The sequence below is a fragment of the Nonomuraea sp. NPDC049269 genome (assembly GCF_043197155.1).
Taxonomy (GTDB): Bacteria; Actinomycetota; Actinomycetes; order Streptosporangiales; family Streptosporangiaceae; genus Nonomuraea.
Genome location: NZ_JBICSO010000001.1, coordinates 1,258,541 through 1,278,050, shown reverse-complemented (window position 1 = coordinate 1,278,050; position 19,510 = coordinate 1,258,541). Strand labels below are relative to the sequence as shown.

At 69.7% G+C, this 19,510-nt stretch carries 15 protein-coding genes; 7 read left to right on the top strand and 8 right to left on the bottom strand.

Annotated features, from left to right (window positions below; all coding sequences use genetic code 11):
• The first annotated feature begins 14 nt into the window (after positions 1 to 14).
• The 3 genes from ACGFNP_RS05820 to ACGFNP_RS05810 all read left to right on the top strand — a co-directional run bounded on the left by ACGFNP_RS05820 (position 15) and on the right by ACGFNP_RS05810 (position 2,852).
• Positions 15 to 248 carry a hypothetical protein gene (locus tag ACGFNP_RS05820; RefSeq protein ID WP_393315273.1) on the top strand — a complete coding sequence of 78 codons (234 nt, stop codon included), beginning with the start codon at positions 15 to 17 and terminating at the stop codon, positions 246 to 248.
• Positions 242 to 1,006, top strand: a complete 765-nt coding sequence (locus tag ACGFNP_RS05815) for an MFS transporter (protein ID WP_393315270.1) — start codon at positions 242 to 244, stop codon at positions 1,004 to 1,006. Before ACGFNP_RS05820 ends, ACGFNP_RS05815 begins: the two co-directional genes overlap by 7 nt.
• Positions 1,007 to 1,229: 223 nt before the next feature.
• Positions 1,230 to 2,852 carry an FAD-dependent oxidoreductase gene (locus ACGFNP_RS05810; protein ID WP_393315267.1) on the top strand — a complete coding sequence of 541 codons (1,623 nt, stop codon included), beginning with the start codon at positions 1,230 to 1,232 and terminating at the stop codon, positions 2,850 to 2,852.
• Positions 2,853 to 2,968: 116 nt separating this feature from the next.
• Here the strand turns inward: ACGFNP_RS05810 and ACGFNP_RS05805 are convergent, their stop codons facing one another.
• Positions 2,969 to 3,622: an IS3 family transposase gene (locus tag ACGFNP_RS05805; protein WP_393315264.1), complete on the bottom strand. Its 654-nt coding sequence runs from the start codon at positions 3,620 to 3,622 to the stop codon at positions 2,969 to 2,971.
• Between ACGFNP_RS05805 and ACGFNP_RS05800 the strand changes: the two genes are divergently transcribed.
• From ACGFNP_RS05800 to ACGFNP_RS05790, 3 genes are all read left to right on the top strand, one after another.
• A complete protein-coding gene (locus ACGFNP_RS05800; protein WP_393315262.1) occupies positions 3,551 to 4,585 on the top strand; it encodes an RHS repeat-associated core domain-containing protein in 1,035 nt (344 codons plus the stop codon). The genes ACGFNP_RS05805 and ACGFNP_RS05800 overlap by 72 nt on opposite strands.
• Before the next feature lie 138 nt (positions 4,586 to 4,723).
• Positions 4,724 to 5,068 (top strand): hypothetical protein, encoded by a 345-nt coding sequence (locus ACGFNP_RS05795; RefSeq protein WP_393315259.1) that lies wholly within the window; start codon positions 4,724 to 4,726, stop codon positions 5,066 to 5,068.
• Positions 5,069 to 5,124: 56 nt separating this feature from the next.
• Positions 5,125 to 5,412, top strand: coding sequence for a hypothetical protein (locus ACGFNP_RS05790; protein ID WP_393315256.1), 288 nt, complete (start codon positions 5,125 to 5,127; stop codon positions 5,410 to 5,412).
• A 796-nt stretch (positions 5,413 to 6,208) separates the two neighbouring features.
• Here ACGFNP_RS05790 and ACGFNP_RS05785 read toward each other — a convergent pair.
• Complete coding sequence (locus ACGFNP_RS05785; RefSeq protein ID WP_393315253.1) at positions 6,209 to 7,393, bottom strand: DUF2786 domain-containing protein; 1,185 nt, start codon at positions 7,391 to 7,393, stop codon at positions 6,209 to 6,211.
• 142 nt (positions 7,394 to 7,535) lie between these two features.
• Positions 7,536 to 8,255, bottom strand: a complete 720-nt coding sequence (locus ACGFNP_RS05780) for a DUF4429 domain-containing protein (protein WP_393315250.1) — start codon at positions 8,253 to 8,255, stop codon at positions 7,536 to 7,538.
• A 311-nt stretch (positions 8,256 to 8,566) separates the two neighbouring features.
• Here ACGFNP_RS05780 and ACGFNP_RS05775 point away from each other — a divergent pair, with 311 nt between their 5' ends.
• Entirely contained in the window at positions 8,567 to 10,096 is a 1,530-nt protein-coding gene (locus ACGFNP_RS05775; protein ID WP_393315247.1) for an isopeptide-forming domain-containing fimbrial protein, read from the top strand.
• A gap of 225 nt (positions 10,097 to 10,321) precedes the next feature.
• On the opposite strand, the gene ACGFNP_RS05770 is transcribed toward ACGFNP_RS05775, so the two are convergent.
• The 5 genes from ACGFNP_RS05770 to ACGFNP_RS05750 form a co-directional block, all read right to left on the bottom strand.
• Positions 10,322 to 11,437 carry a methyltransferase domain-containing protein gene (locus ACGFNP_RS05770; RefSeq protein ID WP_393315244.1) on the bottom strand — a complete coding sequence of 372 codons (1,116 nt, stop codon included), beginning with the start codon at positions 11,435 to 11,437 and terminating at the stop codon, positions 10,322 to 10,324.
• A gap of 198 nt (positions 11,438 to 11,635) precedes the next feature.
• Complete coding sequence (locus ACGFNP_RS05765; protein ID WP_393315241.1) at positions 11,636 to 11,974, bottom strand: ATP-binding protein; 339 nt, start codon at positions 11,972 to 11,974, stop codon at positions 11,636 to 11,638.
• A gap of 44 nt (positions 11,975 to 12,018) precedes the next feature.
• Positions 12,019 to 14,847: a hypothetical protein gene (locus tag ACGFNP_RS05760; protein ID WP_393315238.1), complete on the bottom strand. Its 2,829-nt coding sequence runs from the start codon at positions 14,845 to 14,847 to the stop codon at positions 12,019 to 12,021.
• On the bottom strand, positions 14,844 to 17,999 hold the full coding sequence (locus ACGFNP_RS05755; RefSeq protein ID WP_393315235.1) for a hypothetical protein: 3,156 nt from the start codon (positions 17,997 to 17,999) through the stop codon (positions 14,844 to 14,846). Before ACGFNP_RS05755 ends, ACGFNP_RS05760 begins: the two co-directional genes overlap by 4 nt.
• Positions 17,999 to 19,324: an SWIM zinc finger family protein gene (locus ACGFNP_RS05750; RefSeq protein ID WP_393315232.1), complete on the bottom strand. Its 1,326-nt coding sequence runs from the start codon at positions 19,322 to 19,324 to the stop codon at positions 17,999 to 18,001. The genes ACGFNP_RS05755 and ACGFNP_RS05750 overlap by 1 nt, the downstream gene beginning before the upstream one ends.
• Positions 19,325 to 19,510: the final 186 nt, after the last annotated feature.

Sequence of the window (19,510 nt, the reverse complement as noted above, 5' to 3'; positions counted from 1 at the left end):
ACGAGGACGGGACCTTGCATCAGCGCGCCTACGAAGGCCAATGCACTGCCGAAGAGAACCGGCACACCTCCGCCAAGTCGCCTATCCGCCATCCGAAGCTGACGCTGTTCGCGCTGGCGCTGGGCACCTTCGCGATCGGCACCGGCGAGTTCGGCAGCAACGGCATCATCCAGCTGTTCGCGTCCAATCGAACGTGTCGATCCCGGTCGCGACGTACGCGATCACCGCGTACGCCTTCGGGGTGGTGATCGGCTCGCCGATGATCACCCTGTTCGCCGCCCGGGTCGACCGGCGCACCCTGCTGCTCGGCCTGATCGCCCTGTTCCTGATCGGCAACGGACTCTCCGCGCTGGCGCCGGACATCGCGCTGCTCGTCGCCTTCCGGTTCGTCGCCGGCAGCGTGCAGGGCGCGTTCTTCGGCGCCGGAGCTGTCGTCGCGGCGTACGTGTACGGACCCGGCAAGGGCGGCAAGGCATTCGCCACCGTCATGGGAGGGCTCACCATCGCCACCGTCGTCGGGTCACCGCTTGGCACCTTCATCGGCCCGCTCATCACCGACGCGGCATCGCAGGACGCTTCGCTCATCCCGATCGCGCTCGCCGTCTTCGGCCTCGGCATGGCGGCCGGCAACCACCTCGGCGGACGTGTCGCCGACCGGTACGAGCACCGCGGCCTGATCTGGGGTTATAGCGCTGTCCTGGCACTGCTGGCGCTGATCGGCGTGGCCGGGGGCGACCTGGTCATACTGCTGCCCTGCCTGTTCGGCGTCGGCGCGACCATGATGTTCGCGATCCCTACCATCCAGGTGCGGCTGACCGGCTTCGCGCCGGACGCCCCGGCCCTGATGGGCGCGCTCAACCTGGCTGCACTCAACCTGGCTGCACTCAACCTGGCCAACTCGCTGGGCGCGATCGGCGGCGCACCCTCAATGCCGGCTGGGGAACCTTGTCCACCGTCTGGGCCGGGTTCGCCCTCACCACTGCCGGCCTGCTCCTGTACATCGTGACCGTCGCCCGGGCCGAGCCCGCTCTCCGTTCCTGGCCGAGTGGCCCGGCCGGAGCGGAACTTCATCCGGAGATGCGTTCTGACCCGGTGTGACGGTGTGACCTCGTCCGCTGCCTCGAGCGGTAGGCGCACCTCGCCCAGCCATGTTCTCGCCGGCATGAGATCCCTGCCGTCAGGTGCCACACCGCCTGGCGAGGGCACTGCGACCAAAACGGAGGAAACACATGAACGACGGTGCGGCGCAGCGCGGGTCGGTCCTGGACGACGAGCAGTCTCGCCGACTCGTCGAGTACGGCGACGTGGAGCACGTCGAGGTCGGCCTGGAGCTGTACGCGCCCGGCGACGACTCCTACGACTTCTTCCTGCTCCTGACGGCGACGGTGGACATCGTCCGGGACGCGACGGCGATCGAGCCGGAACATCTGGTCTACCGAGGTGGCCCCGGCGACTTCCTCGGTGAGCTCAGCCTGCTGACCGGTCAGCACGTCTACCTGACCGCGCGCGTGGTGACCGCCGGGACTGTCGTTCGGATCGGCGCGACCACGTTGCGCAGGGTCCTCGCCGAGCAGCCCGACATCGCCGACCTCCTGCTTGAGGCGTTCGAGGAACGGCGCGAGTTCATCCGCTCGGTGGCCGGCAATGCCCTGGAGATCGTCGGCCGCCCGGACGTTGCGGAGACGCTCGATCTGCGTACCTACGTGACGCAACTGCTCCTGCCGCATTCCTGGCTCGACGCGGCCTCACACCCCGGGCGCTCGCTGATGACCTCGGCCGGGCTCACAGAAGACGAACTCCCGGCGGCGATCGTCGACGGTACGGTGCTGCGGCGCGCGACGCCCGGCACCATCGCGAAGGCGCTCGGCCTCACCTACCGGCCCGACGGAAGTCCCGTCGATCTCGTCGTAGTAGGAGCCGGCCCGGCGGGTCTGGCCGCCGCCGTGTACGGGGCGTCCGAGGGCCTCGTCACCGTGTTGCTCGACCGCGACGGGCTCGGCGGCCAGGCCGCCAAGAGCGCCCGGATCGAGAACTACCTGGGCTTCCCGCACGGAGTCAGCGGCGCGCACCTCACGCGGCTGGCGATGGTCCAGGCGCTCAAATTCGGCGTACGGATCTACGCGCCCTGTGCGGTGGCGAGCCTCGATCTCTCCGACGATCGACGGCCGGCCGTCCTGCTGGAGAACGGCTCACGTATCGAGTGCCGCGCGGTGATCGCCGCTACCGGGGCGCACTACCGGCGCCTCGACATCCCACAATGGGTGACATTCGAGAAGTCGGGCTGCATCCGGTACGCGGCGACCGAACTGGACGTCCGAGGATACGAGGATCAGCCTGTGACGGTCGTGGGAGGCGCCAACTCGGCGGGGCAGGCAGCCCTCTCCCTTGCCGCCCGCGGCGCGACGGTGGATCTGATCATCCGGGGCGCCGATCTCGGGGCCCGGATGTCGTCCTATCTGACTGACCGGATCCGGGCGCATTCCCGGATCCGGCTCCACACCGGGAGCATGGTTCGCGAACTGGCCGGCGACGGCACTCTCGCGTCGATCGTCGTCGAACGGCCGGGCGGACGCCAGGACCGGCTGGCTTGCCGCGTACTGTTCTGCTTCATCGGCGCCGACCCGGTGTCGAGCTGGTTGGCCGGCGTGGCCAAGGACGACGACGGCTTCGTCCTCACGGACGGTTGGCCGCTCGCCGGATCGTCCAGTAGGCCCCTGCCGTTCCAGACGAGCGCGCCCCGAGTCTTCGCGGTCGGCGACCTCCGCTCAGGCTCGACAAAACGAGTGGCCAGCGCTGTCGGCGATGGCGCGGGCGCGGTCTCATCCGTCCACGCGGTGCTCGCTGGCGAATAAGGCCTCTATCGGCGCCGCTGTGGGTCTCGGCCTCTGTTGATGTTCGAAGAGCGACTCAGATTACTGAACGGCGGCCGGTACGGCGGATCTGAACCGCTCCGGGATCGATGGAGACTCTATGGGTTGACTCCCGCCGCCGGTTGGGGCTGGTGTTGAGCGTAGTAGACGGCCTCGTGTTCGGTGGGCGGGACGTCGCCGATCGCGGTGTGGAGTCGCTGGCGGTTGAACCAGTCGACCCATTCGGCGGTGGCCAGCTCGACATCGGCCAGGCCTTTCCATGGCTGTCGGGGTTTGATCAGTTCAGTCTTGAACAGGCCGATCTGGGATTCCATCAGAGCGTTGTCCAGGGCGTCGCCGATGCTGCCGATCGAGGCGTCGATCCCGGCCTGGAGCAGATGGGCGGTGAAGGCGAAACAGGTATATTGACTACCCGCATCCGAGTGGAGAACCAGGCCGGGCTCGGGCGGGGTGCCGGTGCGCTCGCGTCGCCATAGCGCCATGTCCAGGGCATCCAGGACGAGTTTGGCCCGTTTGGTGGTGGCCGCCGACCAGCCCACGATCGCGCGGGAGTGCACATCCACCACGAATGCGACGTAGACCACGCTGGCCCAGGTCATCACGTAGGTGAAATCAGCCACCCACCGCTGGTTGGGACGGGATGCCGTGAAATCGCGGTTCAGCAGGTCAGCAGCGCGTTCGTGGCCATCATCTCGCACGGTGGTCCGCACCTTCTTGCCGCGCCTGGCACCTTCCAGCCCCAGCTCGCCCATCAGCCGCGCGACCCGTTCGGCACCGTCACCGCCCAGACCGGCTCCAAGACCAATCTCGGCTACCAGGGCGAGTACACCGACCCGGACACTGGCAAGGTCAACATGCACGCCCGCTGGTACCAGCCCGGCACCAGCACCTTCACCAGCCGCGACACCGCCTCCCTGGACCCGAACCCGTCCGTGCAGGCCAACCGCTACACCTACGCCAACGCCTCACCGATGACCGGCATCGACCCGACCGGCCACGCCACCGTCATCTCCGGCGACGCGGTCGGTGGCACCTGGAACTCGCCCTACACGCCAGGCATCGACTACCAAACAGCTGTCGACTACTACGCTCAGCACGGCATGGTGATTGGAGGAGGCGGCACAGGAAGCGGAATGTGCATCGGCAGTTGCGGCTCCATCGGCAACTACTCAGCCGGTGCCATCGCCTGCGACATCTGGTCATGCGCCAGCGCCATCGTCGACCCGAGCTGGGCCCGGTACATCGAGCTGGAGACGGAGAAGAAATACTGGTTCGGTGAGGACGAACTCAAGAGATTGGGCTGGAAAGTCATGCCTAACGGTCGGCCAGTGCCGAAGAGGGCGGACGGGCAGGTCATCGACTTCTGGGACGCCAGCTGGGAAGCCCAGCTCGACTTCATGGAGAAATATGACCCCAGTCTCAGCTATAAATCGCTTGAGATCATGTGGGCCGTGACGGCCGCTTACCACAATCAGTATCCGACACACCCTGACGGCTGCTATATCACCTGCGCAGAGGGTCGACCGAACAACGACAATAAAATGGCAACGCATCGAGCGGCGGAAGAGTTCGCACGCCACTGGGCTAAGGTAAAGGGTCCGGTGTGGACGGATGACATGGCCGCCAATTATGCCTATCTACTAAAATTAAAGGGAGATAAAGATAGGGCGACGCGATACGTGAACGACTTCAAAAAGAGATGGGTGCAAGCATAGAGGGACGTCATCAATGCCGCAGCGGGGTACTTTAAAATCCCCAACCATGTTCTTGGCGGCATAGCCTTTAACGCAGTTGGCGGAGACCCGACCTTCTTCGACGAAGCCTCATTCATCAAAAATTTCGCGCAAGGAGGCTTGGATGCAGCCCTGGCGGCATCGTTCGGCCCTGTCCAGATGCAGCTTCGCGTGGCGGCTTACATCCTTGGGTACACTGGCGTCTCTACCGCACTGGCAGAGGATCTCATGAGGCTCCTGCAAAACCCGGCGGCCGACCTGTTCATCGTCGCAAAGTACATCTCCGACGTCCATCAAAGCCCCAGGAGTTGGAGCGAAACGGAAGAAAAGTACATCGCTGCGCACTACAATGGAGGGCCAAGCAACTGGACCTCACCTAAAGCGCAGAGATACGCGGGAGACTATATGCACTACCGCCCTTGGGTTAAGTCGGTCCTGAGGCCTGGAGGGGCGGTGGTCAACTAGTGCCTCCGAGCAGGACCCGAAAGCGGCCGCCGCTCGATCGCCCCAGAGATCCTCGGGTGGCTCTCCTTCTGTGGCGGTCCGCGTGGCTACTCTCGTTCATTGGCAGTGCACTGATCGCGCTGCCGGCGTTCCTCTTCACTATTTACGACATCAGCGGTAACGGCACGGACACATATGGGATCGATCACGATGCCGTCGATGCCATGCAGCTTTTCTTGTTCTTTTCCTACATCCCCGCAATAGCGGCTGTCTTTCTGCCGGTAAAGTCCTGGATGATGAGGTTCTTGGCCTGTGTCATAATTGTGATCGTGACCGTCCGATTCGTCGGGCTGCTGAGTCTGTAGAGGTGCCCACTTGCGGGCATGGCCAAGGCTGCGCGCGGATGGCGGCCGGGTGCCGCTGCTGGACGAGCAGGCGGCTGGCACCGATGGTGGATGCGGGGCGACCAATGTGGGGTGAGCTGTCCGCGCGGCGCGGCGTCCAGGCCACGCTCGCGCCGTCGGGGCCGCGCCCGTCACGTCCCTGGGACACACCAGCGCAGGCGAGCACCCGCCGACGCAGGCTGGCTGGCCCACGTCGGCGGGGTGAGCCGTGAGCGTCGACCAGGACGCCGACAAGCTGGCACAGACACAAGCGATGGCGGTCGAGCACGTCGCCCTGCTGGGGGCTGCCGTCGGCTGGCTGCAGGCGGCCGACGGCCAGAACGGCCAGGGCTGCGGGCGCGGGTCACGACAGGAGGGGGCAGTGATCCTCTCCGCCCGTGGGGCTGGCCACGTATGCGCCACGGCGAGAAGGCCGACCGGCTCGCCGAGCTGGCTGATGGGGTGCGCGACGTGCTCCTGGCCTGGTCGACGGAGCAGCGGGCGAGCTGCCGTGCTCGTCATCCACCGACAGGCGCGAACGCTGCGTCCCTCGCTGACGTCCGGTCTCGGGATCGACACAACCGCATCTCCTGCTGACCTGCACATGAGCCCTTGCCATCCGCGCCACCTCCACACCCCACCGTCAACGACGGCAGGAGCAGGCGCGAGAGGTTCTCAAGCTCAGCATTCAGTCGTGTCTTGTCGGATCCGTGTCGTCGCGTCCTTGGACGGCTACCGCTAGGGAAAAACGACATCCCCAGCATTAGGGATACAGGCGCTATCGGTCTCGCGCCCCGAGGCTGGCCTGATCGGCGGCGGTACGGCCGGCCGCCCAGCCCTCCCGGTCCCAGGACGTGCGGACCGCGTGCGAGACCAGGTTCGGGAACATGCGCTCGACCGCCTGCTCCACCTCCTGTTCGCGGGCCGCCAGCACCGGCACCAGGTCGGTGCCCCGGCTGGCGCTCTCCTGCGAGACCGCACCCGCCGTGGCCTCGGCGAGCCGCTCCCCGATCCTCGAGGCGAACGCCGACAGGAACGACTGGCGGAACGTCTTGTTCCTCGACCGGCCGGTGCCGTGCTTCTTGGTGCCCGAGTTCACCAGCGCGGTCTGCGCCTGCACCAGCAGCGAGGTGAACAGCACCTCCACCCAGGACAGGTCCGCCCAGAACCCCAGCACGGTGGCGAACCCCAGCTCCTTCGACCAGATCACCCGGCACCTGTTGGCCTCGGCGATGAGGTCGAGCAGCACGGCCTTGGGCTGCTCGTACGGCGCGTCGATGCCGATCCGGATGCCCGCCGGGGCCTCACCTCCGCCTGGCTGCGCGTCCAGCATCGCCGCGTCGATGCTGTACTTCGCCATCAAGCTCTGCGCCGCCGACGTGAACGTCTCCGCCTCCGCCGGGTACGTCGTCGACTCCGCCTTGGCAAGCAGCGCCCGCACCCGCGCGAACGTCTTCTCGCTGACCGCGTGCGAGCGTGCCTGGACCGTACGGCGAGCGGCCCCGGGCCGCGGGCTCAACGACTCCAGCCGCGGCAGCCCGGTCAGCAGCCCCAGCAGCTCCAGCCCACCGGAGACGGTCACCAGTCGGCTGGCCCCGTCGCGTGCCTGCCGCGCCGCCAGGTAGCCGCCCTTCCACCACACCGCGGCCTCCAGGCCGGCGAGTTGGTCGCGCCAGCGCTCATCCACCGTGGCCGGCGCGTAGTCCCGCATCTCCCAGGCGATGAGGTCAGCCGCCGCCCGCCCGTGCCAGTCGGTCAGCCGCCTGGCCGCGATCCTGACCACGTCGGCGGGCTGCCAGCCGTTCCGCCACAACCCCGAGATCGTACGGGTCACAACCTCCACCAGCACGCGATCGGCGTCGTCCCGGTCGGCCAGGAAGGCGGCGGCGGAGTCGAAGGCTGCCTCATCCTCGCGGGCAAGGGCCTCCGTCGCCGCGCCGATCAGCTCATCAGCCTTACTCACACGTGCCGTCCACCTTGAAGAAAGTCCGCCAGAACCCTACCGCGACGGAACCTCGTCGCCGGCGCGGTGGAAGGCGGCGAGGTCCTGACCGACCCCGGCTGACCCTGTATCCCGTCAAAACGCAACCACGACGGCTCGCAGCTCAGCCTTCCGCCGCGACCTGTTCGATTATGGGAGCTTGTACGGCGGCCAGCACGGCTGCGGCGAAGGGCAGGGAGTGATGCGTGGCTCCCCAGCCAATGCCGAACACGACGGAGGCGGGATCGTTGTTGGGGTTGGAGAGGGCCTGGTGCCCACGGATGCGCAGCCGCAACGACCCGCGAGCGTCCTCCAGTGCATTCCACTCGACGCCCTCGATCTCGGTGATCGGGTAACGCCGGTCACCTGCCGTGTACTTGGCCGGGGAAGCTCCGGACGAGAACCAGGTGAAGGTGACAGCCTGCCCGTCGAAGGCGGCCTCACCGTCCCACGCCTTGAAACTACGCGGCACCGAAGGACCGGCGATCAGGAACCGCTCAGCCGGGCCTCGCTCGGACAGGGCTGCGCGCATCTCGTCGGCATACTGGTCGGCCAGCGTCTTCGTGGCGGCGGGCAGCACCAGCCGGTACGGATCGAGCGACTCCTGGAGCTGCCCCGTTGCCGCGGACATGACCGGATCGGCTCCCTCCCGGGGAACCACCCGCAACACCACCCTGCCGCGTGCACCAGGCTCCAGCATGACATCGGCCAGCGCGTCGTACGGCACGAACCGCTCACCGAGCTCCATGCTCAGTTTCGACGCCTTACCCGGCTCAGGCGTAATGCGCAGCCCTCCGTCCTCGAACTCCCACGCGCAACCTCGCCCCTTCAGTACGTCACCCATGCGAGCAAGGATAGGTGCCCGAACACTGGCGGCTGCGCAGACGGGCGGCCACCGCCGGGATCTTGGCCTGCGTTGGAGCCCTCCCGCCGGCGCACGCTGGCGCCGGCCGGACGAAGTAGTGGGGCGGACAGACCGCCGGCGATGCCGAGGGCCGTGTATGCGCTGAACAAGATCAAGCCAACTGTTGGTGCGACCGCACGTGTCGCGTGCCGCCGCGTGCCCTCGTCGGGCGAGGCTGCCGTCCGGCGCCGGTGCCGGTTTTCCCGGCCCGGTGGCTGAAGGCAGTTCTCCGCGACGAGAGGAACATCATGATGAGGCACATCCGAGGGATGTGTTACCCGGTCGCCGCCCTCGCGGCGGTGGCCCTTCCGCTGACGCTGTTCGGCGCGGTCCCGGCCGAGGCCGCACCCGCCGTCACCGCCCCGGCGGTTCCGCGGGTCGCGCCGGATCCCGCCTCATGCCCCGACCAGGTGTCGCTGGTCAACGGCGGTTTCGAGCAGCCGGTCGTCAGCCGCGGGACGTGGGCCTCGTTCCCCGACGCCTCGCAGACCGGCGCGCCGAACCACGTGCCCGGCTGGCTCACCACCGCCACCGACCACATGATCGAGCTGTGGGCCAGCCCGCCGAACCCGGCCAACACCCCGCCCAAGGAGGGCAGGCAACTCGCCGAGCTGAACGCCAACCAGGTCTCGACCCTGTACCAGGACCACGCGACCACCCCGGGGACGAAGCTGTACTGGCGGCTGTCCCACCGCGGTCGGCTGGGGGTCGACACGATGGCCTTGGACATCGGCGCTGTGCAACAGCGGGTCATGTCGGACGGCACCGGGAGCTGGGGCACCTACTCCGGCACCTACGTCGTGCCCGCGGGCCAGACGACCACCAGGTTCGCCTTCCGTTCCGTCTCGGCGGCCGGAGGGAACGCCACCTTCGGCAACCTGCTCGATGACATCTCCTTCGCTACCGCGCCATGCGTTGTCCTCACCAAGACCGCGAGCCCGCAGGGGCCGGTCGACGTCGGCGATGTGATCACCTACCGGGTCACCGCGGTCAACAAGGGCGGCGCCCCGGCGGAGAACGTGCGCCTCACCGACACCGTCCCGGCCGGGACCACCTACGTGCCCGGCTCGCTCCGGGTGGCCGACGGCCCGGGCAGCGGGACCAAGACCGATCAGATGGGCGACGACCAGGGCGAGTTCGACGCTGGCAAGGTCTCCTTCACCCTGGGGAACGGCGCCACCCCCACGGCTGGGGGCTCGCTGCCCAACGCCGCGAGCCTGCCCGGCGGCACCACCGTGGAGTTCAAGGTCAAGGTCGGTCGGGACGCCGCGGGCGGGAAGGTGACCAACCAGGCGACGGCCGACTACGAGAACAGGCTCGGCCCGGAGCCGGAGCAGCTGACCTCTACCAGCGGCGACGCCGTTACCGAGGTCAATCCGGCCGTGGACCTGAGCGTGGTCAAGTCCGCCGATTCGACCAAGGTGACCGTGGGCCAGACCGTCACCTACCGCGTCACCGTACGCAACGCCGGCCCGAACGGCGCGACGGGGGTCATGGTCAAGGACATGCTGCCGTCCAACCTCACCTTCATGTCCGCCATGGCCTCCACCGGGACCTACGCGCCGGCGAGCGGGATGTGGACGGTCGGCGCGCTGGCCAGTGGCGCCTCGGCCACGTTGACCGTCCATGCCAAGGCCACAGCGGTCGGCGAGACGACCAACACGGCCACCGCCGACGGCAAGGAGCTGGATCTCGATCCCGCCAACGACTCCGACACCGTCAAGATCTGCGTCGACCCTGAACCCTTCTGCCCGTACTGCATCAAGGAAGCGAAGAGCTAACAACAGGCCGCCGGTCGACGCATTCGTGCGGAAAGCGTCCCTGCCACCGATCGCCTCGTGGCAGGGACGCGGCCGTCCAGGCCGGGAGCCGGGCGACACGTCTTCGGCCTTGGTGACGATCCAGGTGATGCACAGGATCGCGTTCGCGCAGGTCAGCGCCGAGCGCCTCGTCCAGGAAGCGACTCGGTGATCATGTCGTCGTGGTTGACGTTCAAGTCTGATGTGTCACGCGGCGGCCGACCGTCGGCGCGGGCCGATGGTGGCCTCGGGTGCGTCGAGCCAGAGCTGTTGGCCGTCGGGGGTGACGGTCATGCCGAACCGATCGAGGCCCGGCTCACCCCTGCTCACCCACTCGAAGTAGGCGTTGGTGACCTCTTCCCAGAGGTGACGGTCGCCGAGCTCGTACACCCACGGTTCGCCGTCGGGCTCATGGATGGCGGCGCCCCACCGGCCAGGGTCGCCAGGGTCGACGAGGAACACCCTCTTCTCATCGTCGAGCCGCATACGCAAACCAGTCAGGGCCGACATGACCAGGCCGGCGCCGGCCGGCGCGTACGTGATCGTGCGGGGATCTACGGCGGTGGTGAACCGTCGGCCGCTACCGTCGTCCGGATCGCCCGGCGTAGCGCCCTGGGAGCGCATCATCATGTACGAGGCGTAGCCCGGGAACCTCCCGACGGCGCTGCCATCCGGCAGGACGACGAGCCGTAGCGAATGGTCGGTGTCGAACCCGGGCGAATACGGCGTGACGATGACCGCGCCGGGACGGCATTGCTCGATCCAGGCGTACGGAACGGTATGGACGGCGCACGTGACGTGCACGCGGTCGTACCGGGCTCCCTCTGGCCAGCCGGCCGCCCCATCGCCAACGATCAGGCGCGGGTGCACGCCGGCTGCGGCCAGAGCCTTTCCCGCCTGCTCGCCGACTGCCGGATCGACCTCCATCGATGTCACACGAGCGGCGTCGCCGACTAGATGGGACAACAGCGCGGCCGTCCACCCGGTACCGGTGCCGACCTCGAGTATGCGGTGCCCGGGATCGGGATCGAGCAGCGTGAGCAGGTCGACCACTGTGCCCGGGGCCGAGTTGGAAGAGGTGTAGCGCCCTTCCACGTCGCGGATGTCCGTTGCACCCTTGTCCAGTTGCGTCACGATGGCGGATGGTCCGTACACAGCCGCCCACCATGCCTCTGGGTCGCGGCGCCAGTCGATCAGCTCGGGGCCTGCGTGGGTCAGAGCCACCCCCAACGAGGGCACGAACAGGTGCCTTGGCACCGCATGTAGCGCGTTGGCGATCGTGCCGCGGATCGGGGCCCGGGTCCCGCTGATCGCAGCGATCATGCCGTCGATGCTTGCCTCGAGGTCGGGCATCACCTTTGTTTTCCGTCCCCATCGCCCGTGTTCTTGTCATGCTTCGGGAGCTCGAGCGGTTTCGACTTGGGCTTTTCGCCTTCGTGCTTGCCCACGCGGAGAGCCTTTTCTCGCCTAGAAAGAACCGTCTCCGCGACCATATGACTACCGTCCGTTATCGACAAGAGGTCATCCAGTTGGATGAGGTAGACCCTCGCGCTCAGTGTGACGGTGCCCGGTACCGGGCACCTGTCGGCTCCCACGTACCACTGAGAGGACCATGATGACGCTGGTGCCGTTGGCGTCGCTCTCGATGGTCAGGCGGTCGACCCATTGCCGGGCCAGCCACAGCCCCCGGCCGCTGCTGCTGCCGGGTGGCACGGGAGGCAGGCCGTGCTTGTACGGCCGCGGCAGGCCGGGTCCGCTGTCGGTGACCCGGCAGTAGAGCCGGCCGTCGGCCTGCCACGATCTCCGCTCGGTAGGCAATGGGAAAGATCCAAATGTCCTGATCAAGCCATGAAATCGCACACTCCGTCAAGATCGACAGTCGGTGGTCGTCCCGGCTGAGGCGATCAGGTCTCCCGGGTCAGGAACCGGTGGAGGCTCCGGCAGGCCCGGGTCAGCGAGGACGAACCGCGCTTCTTCGCGTGGGCGGCCACCTCGTGGATCTCGCCCCGCGCGCCGGCCCACGTGGCGATGTCGGTGGCCAGTACGACGGCGTCGGTGTGTGGACGCTGGGCCCGCTCGCCCTCTCTCGGGAGGAAGACGGCCAGGAAGTGGCGCATGATCGTCCATACCTCGGCGTGCGCGCCCTGCTTGGCGGCCAGCTCCAGTGAGGGCAACGCGGGGCCGGCCTCGTAGCGGGTGCGCCGGCCGAGCAGGCCCAGCAGGCGGCCCGTCTCGGCGGCGGGGAGCGCGCCCCTGGCCGCCAGCTGAAGCAGTGGGGGCACCGCTTCGTCGCTCTCCATGGTGAGGAAGTAGGCCAGGACCAGGGCTGTCGCCGGGCCGGACGCGCCTTCGGCCAGGGTCAGGTCGCGGAGGTCGTCGATCGCGATGTCGGGCGGGTCGAAACGGTCGATCAGGCCGATGGCCAGATGAGCCGCCGCGAGCTCCCGGTGGTGGGGCATCATGCCAGGCCAGAAGGGACGTGACATACGCCGGAACGGGCGCATCTCGGGCGCGGTCAGCAGGGCGTCGAGGTGGGTGAGACCGGTGGGCTCCACGGGTTGCCAGCTCACGTTGGCGATGCCGCGCTGGTCGAGGACCTGGTCGTCGTAGGGCACGACGCGGGAGCCGAGGTCGAGGGTCCAGGTCAGCTCCACCTCCGGAGGTGGGGGCGCGCCGTGCTCGAACCAGCGGGTCACCATCGCGGCGGCCGCCGAGCCGATGCTCTTCGCGCGTTCGGCCAGGTCGGGGGCGGGATGGGGCGGGAGGCGTAACAGGGCCTGTTCCACGTCCAGCGGGAGCGGTTCGCAGCCGGAGTCCGCGCACACGGCCAGGCGGTTGAGCAAGGTCTCGGGGTCGAGGTGGCCGTCGGCGCGGGTGGGGGTGGCCAGCAGGATCGGGGGCAGGGCTCCGGCCTTCGCCGCGCGCAGGAGTTCGTCGAGGCGGGACAGGAGGAAGGCGTGGGGGCGGGCGCACTCCCGCAAGTGGGGGAGGCGGTTCCAGGGGGCGGGCGCCGGTCGCGTCTTCGGGTCGTAGAGGTCGGTCTGGACGTCGGTCGTCCGCAGAATGTCCTCCTGTACGTAGTCGGGCATCTCGTGGAGCGGGACGATCGTGCGGAGGCCGGGGAACAGCTCGAAGGCCGTGGCCGCGAGGTTCACCATGCCGTCGTACAGGGCCTGCCCGAGGTCGCCGGACAGGCCGGAGACGGCCCGCTGCTCCTCGGAGATCATCCTCCGGTACGACGGGCGCTGCCTCGGCGGACGGGACGCGGGCGGCCCCGGATCTTCGCCGGGGTTGACGAGTTCCCTGGCCAGCGCGGTGCACCAGTCACGCGGGGACTGCCACGTCGGCGCGTCGTAGAGCACCGGCCGCAGGTGTTCGCCGAAGCGCCGGGCCAGCGTTTCCTTCAGGGATTCCGGGTTCGCATGTGCCTCCCGCGTGACCGCCGCCAGCCACGCCTCGACGTCGATCCAGCCGATCTCCTCCGGTGGGCCGCTCTCCAGGCCGGAGGTGGGGAACGGTCCGGGGACGGTTGCCTCGGGCAGGCGGCCGGGGGCGAAGTCGCTGGTCCAGCCTTCGATGAAGCGCTCGAAGAGCTGCCGGGCCGAGGCCGGGGGCAGCAGTTCGGCCGCCTCCAGGATCGGGGCGGGGTCGGTGAGGTCGCCGGCGTGCTTGAGGGTGAGGGTGACGGCGCGGTCGCGCACCTCGTGAGAGGCGTGCGCGTACGCGTTGGTCAGCGCGGTGACGTGGTCGGCCACACGTTCCGGGTGGTGGCCTAGGTCGCGGTCGAGCCAGGTCAGGCCCTTCACGGCGAGCTTGGCCTCTTGGCGGAAGGTCATCGCCTCGATGGCCTCGGCGACGTCCGCCGGGTCGAGCCGCGCCTGGCGCACCTGCTGCCAGGCCAGCTCGGCTACCGGGCCCGGCGCGGTGGGCAGCAGACGCAGGTAGTCGCGCAGCCGCCCGGCCGACTCCTCTGGTGTGGGTGCCACGAGCGTGTGCAGCCGGACGAAGAAACGCAGGTCCTGCGCGTCGCCGCCGAGCAGGAAACGGCGTACGCAGCCGGTGATGATCTGCTCGCGCGGCAGCGTGCGGGCGGTCAGGGCCAGCCAGCGGGACGGCTTCGGGGTGAGCGTCTCGTTGACCAGCGCCCGGCCCGCGCCGGGCGCCTCGAAGATCTTCGGAAGCAGGTGGGGCGTCAGCGGGTCCTTGGCCACGCCCACCGCCGAGAGCCAGGCCGTCACCAGCGGCTCGTGGTCGGGTGGGGTGGCCTCGCCGTCGCGCAGCAGTGCCAAGGCCAGCGGTACGATCCGGTCGTCGGGACGGCGGATGCGGCGCGCGAGCCGTACCGCCAGATCGGCACGCCAGGCCACCGGGCGGCCGGAGACCGCCTTCACCAGCCGGTGCGGGCTCGGCGCGCCGGACCAGCGGGGATTGAGGTCGCGCTTCATCAGCCAGGTGGCCACCCCGGCCGGGCCGGGAATGGTCGCCGCGCCGACCATCATCAGCACCTCGGACGAGCCGGTGACCTGGTCGCCGGCGGTCCAGTCGAAGGCGTCCCAGCCGACGGTGGCGGCCAGTAGCGGGTTCGCGCGGAGCTCGGCGAGCAGGCTCGGCAACTCGGCGGCGACGGCGCCCCGCTCGGCGTCGGTGAGCTTCGGCAACCGCGACGCCAGACCCTCGGCGTCGTGGTTGAGCACGAGATCCCTGATCTCGGTACGGATGTCGTCAGAGGTCATGACGTGGCTCCGGTGAGCTGGGCGTGCAGGCGCTTGCACTCGTGGACGAAGCGGATCGTCCGGCGGCTCCGCGCGAACTCGCCGACGATCGGGATCTCCCCGCGCGCGCCGGTCCAGCGGGCCACGTCGGCGGCGAAGGCGACGAGTTCGGCGTGGGTGACGGTGATGCGCTGCCCCTCTCGCGGCAGCATCCCGGGCAGCAGGGCGCGCAGGATGCGCCACACCTCCTGGTGGCCGCCGGCGTCGGCCAGCTCGGTCAGGGCCGCGATGGCGGGGCGGGTCTCCTGCCAGGTGCGGCGCAGTATCAGCGCGAGCTGGCGGCCGATCGCCTCGGCGGGCAGCTCGCCCCTGGCGGCCATGCTCAGGACCAGCGGGATCACGCTGGGCATGCTGTCGGCCAGGAGGAAGGCGAGGATCACCGCCGTGGACTCGCCCATCGGGCCTTGGGCGATCTCCAGGCCGGTGATGTCCGCCGGAACCATCCCCGCGCCCCAGTGGCCGCGCAGCAGGAAGGGCAGGAAGTTGACGGCCACGACCTCGCGGTGCGAGGGCACCATGGCGGGCCACGCCCTGAGCGCGCCGCCGAACTCGTCGGTCGTCCAGTCGAACGGCTGGCGCAGCAGCACCTCGTCGATCAGCCGATGCCCGCTCGGGGCCGTCACCCGCAGCACGGGCTGCAGCCTGACCTGGGTGAAGTGTTCCGGTTCGCCGTCGCCGAACTCGACCATGGACGCTTCGACCATGTGGCGCCACACGTGGCCGCACTCGGGGTCGGCCATGCCGTCACCGGCGAGCCAGCGGGCGGCCGAGCGCGCCGCCGCCGAGTCGATTTCGGTGGCCCGGTCGGCCGCGGCCGGGTGGCCGCCCCGGGGCAGCCGCAGCAGCGCCTGCGCCAGGTCGGCCGGGGGCGGCTCCACGCCGGCGGCGGCGCAGGTCTCCAGCCGGTCGATCAGCACGTCGGGGTCGAGGTGGCCGCTCATCCAGGTCGGGGTGGCCAGCAGCACCGGCGGCAGGGTGCCGTCGCGCAGGGCCTCGGTGAGTTCCGCGTAGCGGTGCAGCAGGAAGTCGTGGGGCGGGGAGACGTGATCGGGGTGGGGCAGCTGGTTGCCCCGCCGCCACTCGTCGTGCTCGGGCAGCGCCTTGGGCATGAAGGAACGCAGCCGGGGCGGCACGAAGACGACGGTCACCTGTACGAGCGGCTCGCCCGGGTTCGGTGGGGGCACCTGCTCTCCCGCCCGCATCGCCGCGATCCGGTCGGGGTCCACGCCGAGTTCGGCCATGCGCTCGTAAGCGTGGTCGAGGATGGAGGACGGCATGGCCTCCTCGGAGTCGTCGTACAAGACGCCGGGCCTCGGCCGCGCCGGACGGAGGTGACCCGGCAGTCCGTCGTCGGTGGGGGAGCCGTTCAGGTGGATCCGGCCTCTGACGAAGGGGATCTGCCGGTCGCCCTCGTGGGCCACCGCCCCGGTCGGGCCGTCGTCGCTGGTCCAGGTGATGAAGAAGGCGCGCAGCGGGGTGTCGTCGTCGAGATGGCGGCCGGGCCGATAGGCGCCGCCCACCATGATCCGCCGGGGCGACGGCTCCGCGTCGGGCTCCTCGCCACGGGTGAGGGCGCGCACTTCTACGGAGTGGTTCGCGCTGTCCCAGAACTTCTCCGGTTCGATCGGCGGTAGCTCCGGCACGCTGCCGGGGGTGACGAGCTCGGCGGCCAGCGCCGACTGCCAGTCGTCGGGGTCGAGGCGCACCTTCCTGGACCGCCAGTGGCGCTGGTTCTGCTCGACGTGGGGCTCGAGCGTGCGGCGCAGTTTCGCCCGGTCGTCGGCGATCCCGGCGACGAAGGCCGCCAGCCAGCGCTCCTGGCCGATCCAGCGCTCGTGGTGGTCGGGGAAGATCGACGGCTCGGGGAACCGCCGCGCGTCCGGCAGCTCGGGCAGTGGCGGGAACTCCTTCCGCGCCGGCAGCTCCTCGACCGGGGCCTCCCCGCCGAACTGCTCGGCCAGCTTCGCGCCCAGGTCGGCGGGGAGGTGGCGGACGCCGTCGAGGATCGCCTCGGCGTGGTCGGCGAACAGGCCGGCGTGTTTCAGGGTCAGCTCGACCGCGCGGTTGCGCACATCGAAGGACTTGTGCGCGTACGCCGTGGTCAGCGCGGTCACGAAGTCGGCGGCCACCTCGGGCGTGGCCCGGATCGCCTGGTCGAGCCAGCGCAGGCCCATGGCGGCGAACTTGGCCTCGTCCCGGAAGGTGAGCGCGTCGACCGCCTCGACCAGGTCGGCGTGGTCCAGCGGCATCGCCCCGCGCACCTGCCCCGCGGCCAGTTCGGCGACCGTGCCCGGAGCCGACGGCAACAACCGCAGGTAGTCGCGCAGGCGGGGAGCGGACTCCGCGGGCGTGGGGTCGAGGAGCGTGTGCAGCCGTACGAAGAAACGCAGGTCCTGCGCCTCGCCGCCGCGCAGGAAACGGCTCACGCAACCATCGAGCACCTGCTCCCTGGGCAGTTCGCGGGCGGTGGCGGCCAGCCAGCGGGTTGGCCGGGGCTCCAGCCGCTCGTCACGGAGGGCGCGGCCCGCGCCGTCGGCGGCGAAGACACGAGGCAGCAGCACGGGGGTCAGCGGGTCACCGGCCACGCTCGGCGCGGCCAGCCAGGCGGCCACCAGCGGGTCGTGGTCGGGCGGCACGGCTCCGGACTCGCGCAGCAGCGCCACGGCCAGCGGCGCGATGCGGTCGGCGGGACGGCGCAACCGCTGGGCCAGCCGGACCGCGACATCGCGACGCCACTCCCAGGGGCGGGTGGCCGCCACCCGGCACACCTGGGCGACGTCCAGGTCCTCGGCCCAGCGGCGGTTGACGTCGCGGCTGGTCATCCACGTCACGGCGGCCGCCGGACCGGTGATGACGCCGACACCGGTCAGCAGCAGCGCGCCGGCCACTTCGTTCAGCAGGTCGCCGAAATCCCAGAAGACCATCTCCTCCAAGTCGTGGGGATGCTGGGCGCGCAGCTCCTCGGTGAGGGCGCCGCGCAGCTCCTTGACGAGGCCGGGCAACCGCCCGCCCAGCTCGGCGCGCTCCTCCTCGGTGAGCGTGACCAGCCGGTCGGCCAGGCGGGTGACCTGGTTGCCGGTGATCAGATCGCAGATCTCCGTCCAGAGGGTCATCAGGAGACCTCCACGGCGGCGCGGGCGACGATCCGGGCGGCCAGCACGTGTTTGCACGGCCCACGGGAGCCGCGATGGTCCCACCACCACTCGCAGGTGCAGGAGCCGTCGGCCAGCGAGACCCGGCGCGCGCCGCCCGAGGTGCGGACGGTGGCCGACTCGCCTTCGAGGTGCACGGCGCCCGCGTCGACGAGCTTGCGCGCCTTGGCCAGCCGCGGGTTGAGCAGGATCACGTTGTCCTTGTCATAGGGCAGCTCACGGTGGAAGTGGGCGGCCTCCGACAGGTCGTAACCGACCCAGCCGGCCACGCCGAGCTGCGTCAGCGCGGTCCGCACCCGGTCTGCGGGGATGCCCGCGCGGTCGGCCAGCAGGCCGATCTCGACCTCGGGCTCGAAGTTGAGCAGCATGCCCACCACGTCGGCGTCGTTCTCGGCCTCGTCGGTGGCCAGATCGTCGAGCACCGCGCCCTCGCCGGAGAAGCCGCGCCAGCGCTCGGGCGAGAGGGTGAGCGTGTAGCGCATGCCCGGCAGCTCCAGCTCCCAGGCGCTGGAGGCGGCGTCGGCCGGGCCGTACACCCGCAGGGACTTCGCGAAGCGAAGCAGTGGCAGGAGGGTGCCGAGCCGGTTGGGGCCGGCGAGCTGGACCGAGCCCGGAACCTGACGGTCGGAGACCTTCAGCTCACGCCCCGCCTGCGCCACCCACACCGTGCCCTTCCTGGGCAGCCCGCGCAGGAACCGCACCGCCGCCATGCCGGCCAGCTCACCGCGCTGGTCCATGCCCGAGGCGATGACCTGCACCTCGGCGAATCCGCGCAACCAGCGTTCGGGCAGCGGCACCTTCTTCTCCACCACCGCGCCGTCCATCGTGGTCACGACCAGCTCGTCGAGGCCCACTCCCAGGTGCAACGGGTCACGCGCGCCGATGCGCGCCAGCGCCTCCCGGAGCGGCGCGTTCACGTCGACGTTGGTGGTGCCTCGGTCGAACACCTCGCCGTCGAGCGTGCCGTTCAGCAGATCAAGCCGGGCGTACACGCCGCCACAGGCCGAGAACGACTCGAACCGCAACCGGTCTCCGTTGCACGTCACCACCGGGTCCCGCACCCAGCCGGGCCGCGCCTGCGGCTGGTGGTAGCGGGCCAGTGCCACATCGGCGACGCCGAGCAGGCCCGCCGCGGCGGGGGCCGCCTGGGTCACCACGCCGCTGAAGAACCGGGGAGCCACGGCCGGGCCGGACAGGGCCCGGCCGCCGGAGGTCGCCAATCCGAGACGACCGTCGACAAGGGAGGAGGGCGCGGCGTACGTGTACGCCTGCGTCGCTGAAGTCATGGCCGGGACAATAGATCGCCCCACCGACAAACCGGCGCGGCAGCTGTCGAGGAGATGAAAGAACCTGTGAACATTCACCCCCTCTGCCGGGCGAACTGGGTAATTTGTCGAGGAGAGTGGCCTTCAGTCGCTCATGGGACCAAAGGAGGCTGCGGCCGCACTTCTTCCCGCGCGGTGTTCGGGCCG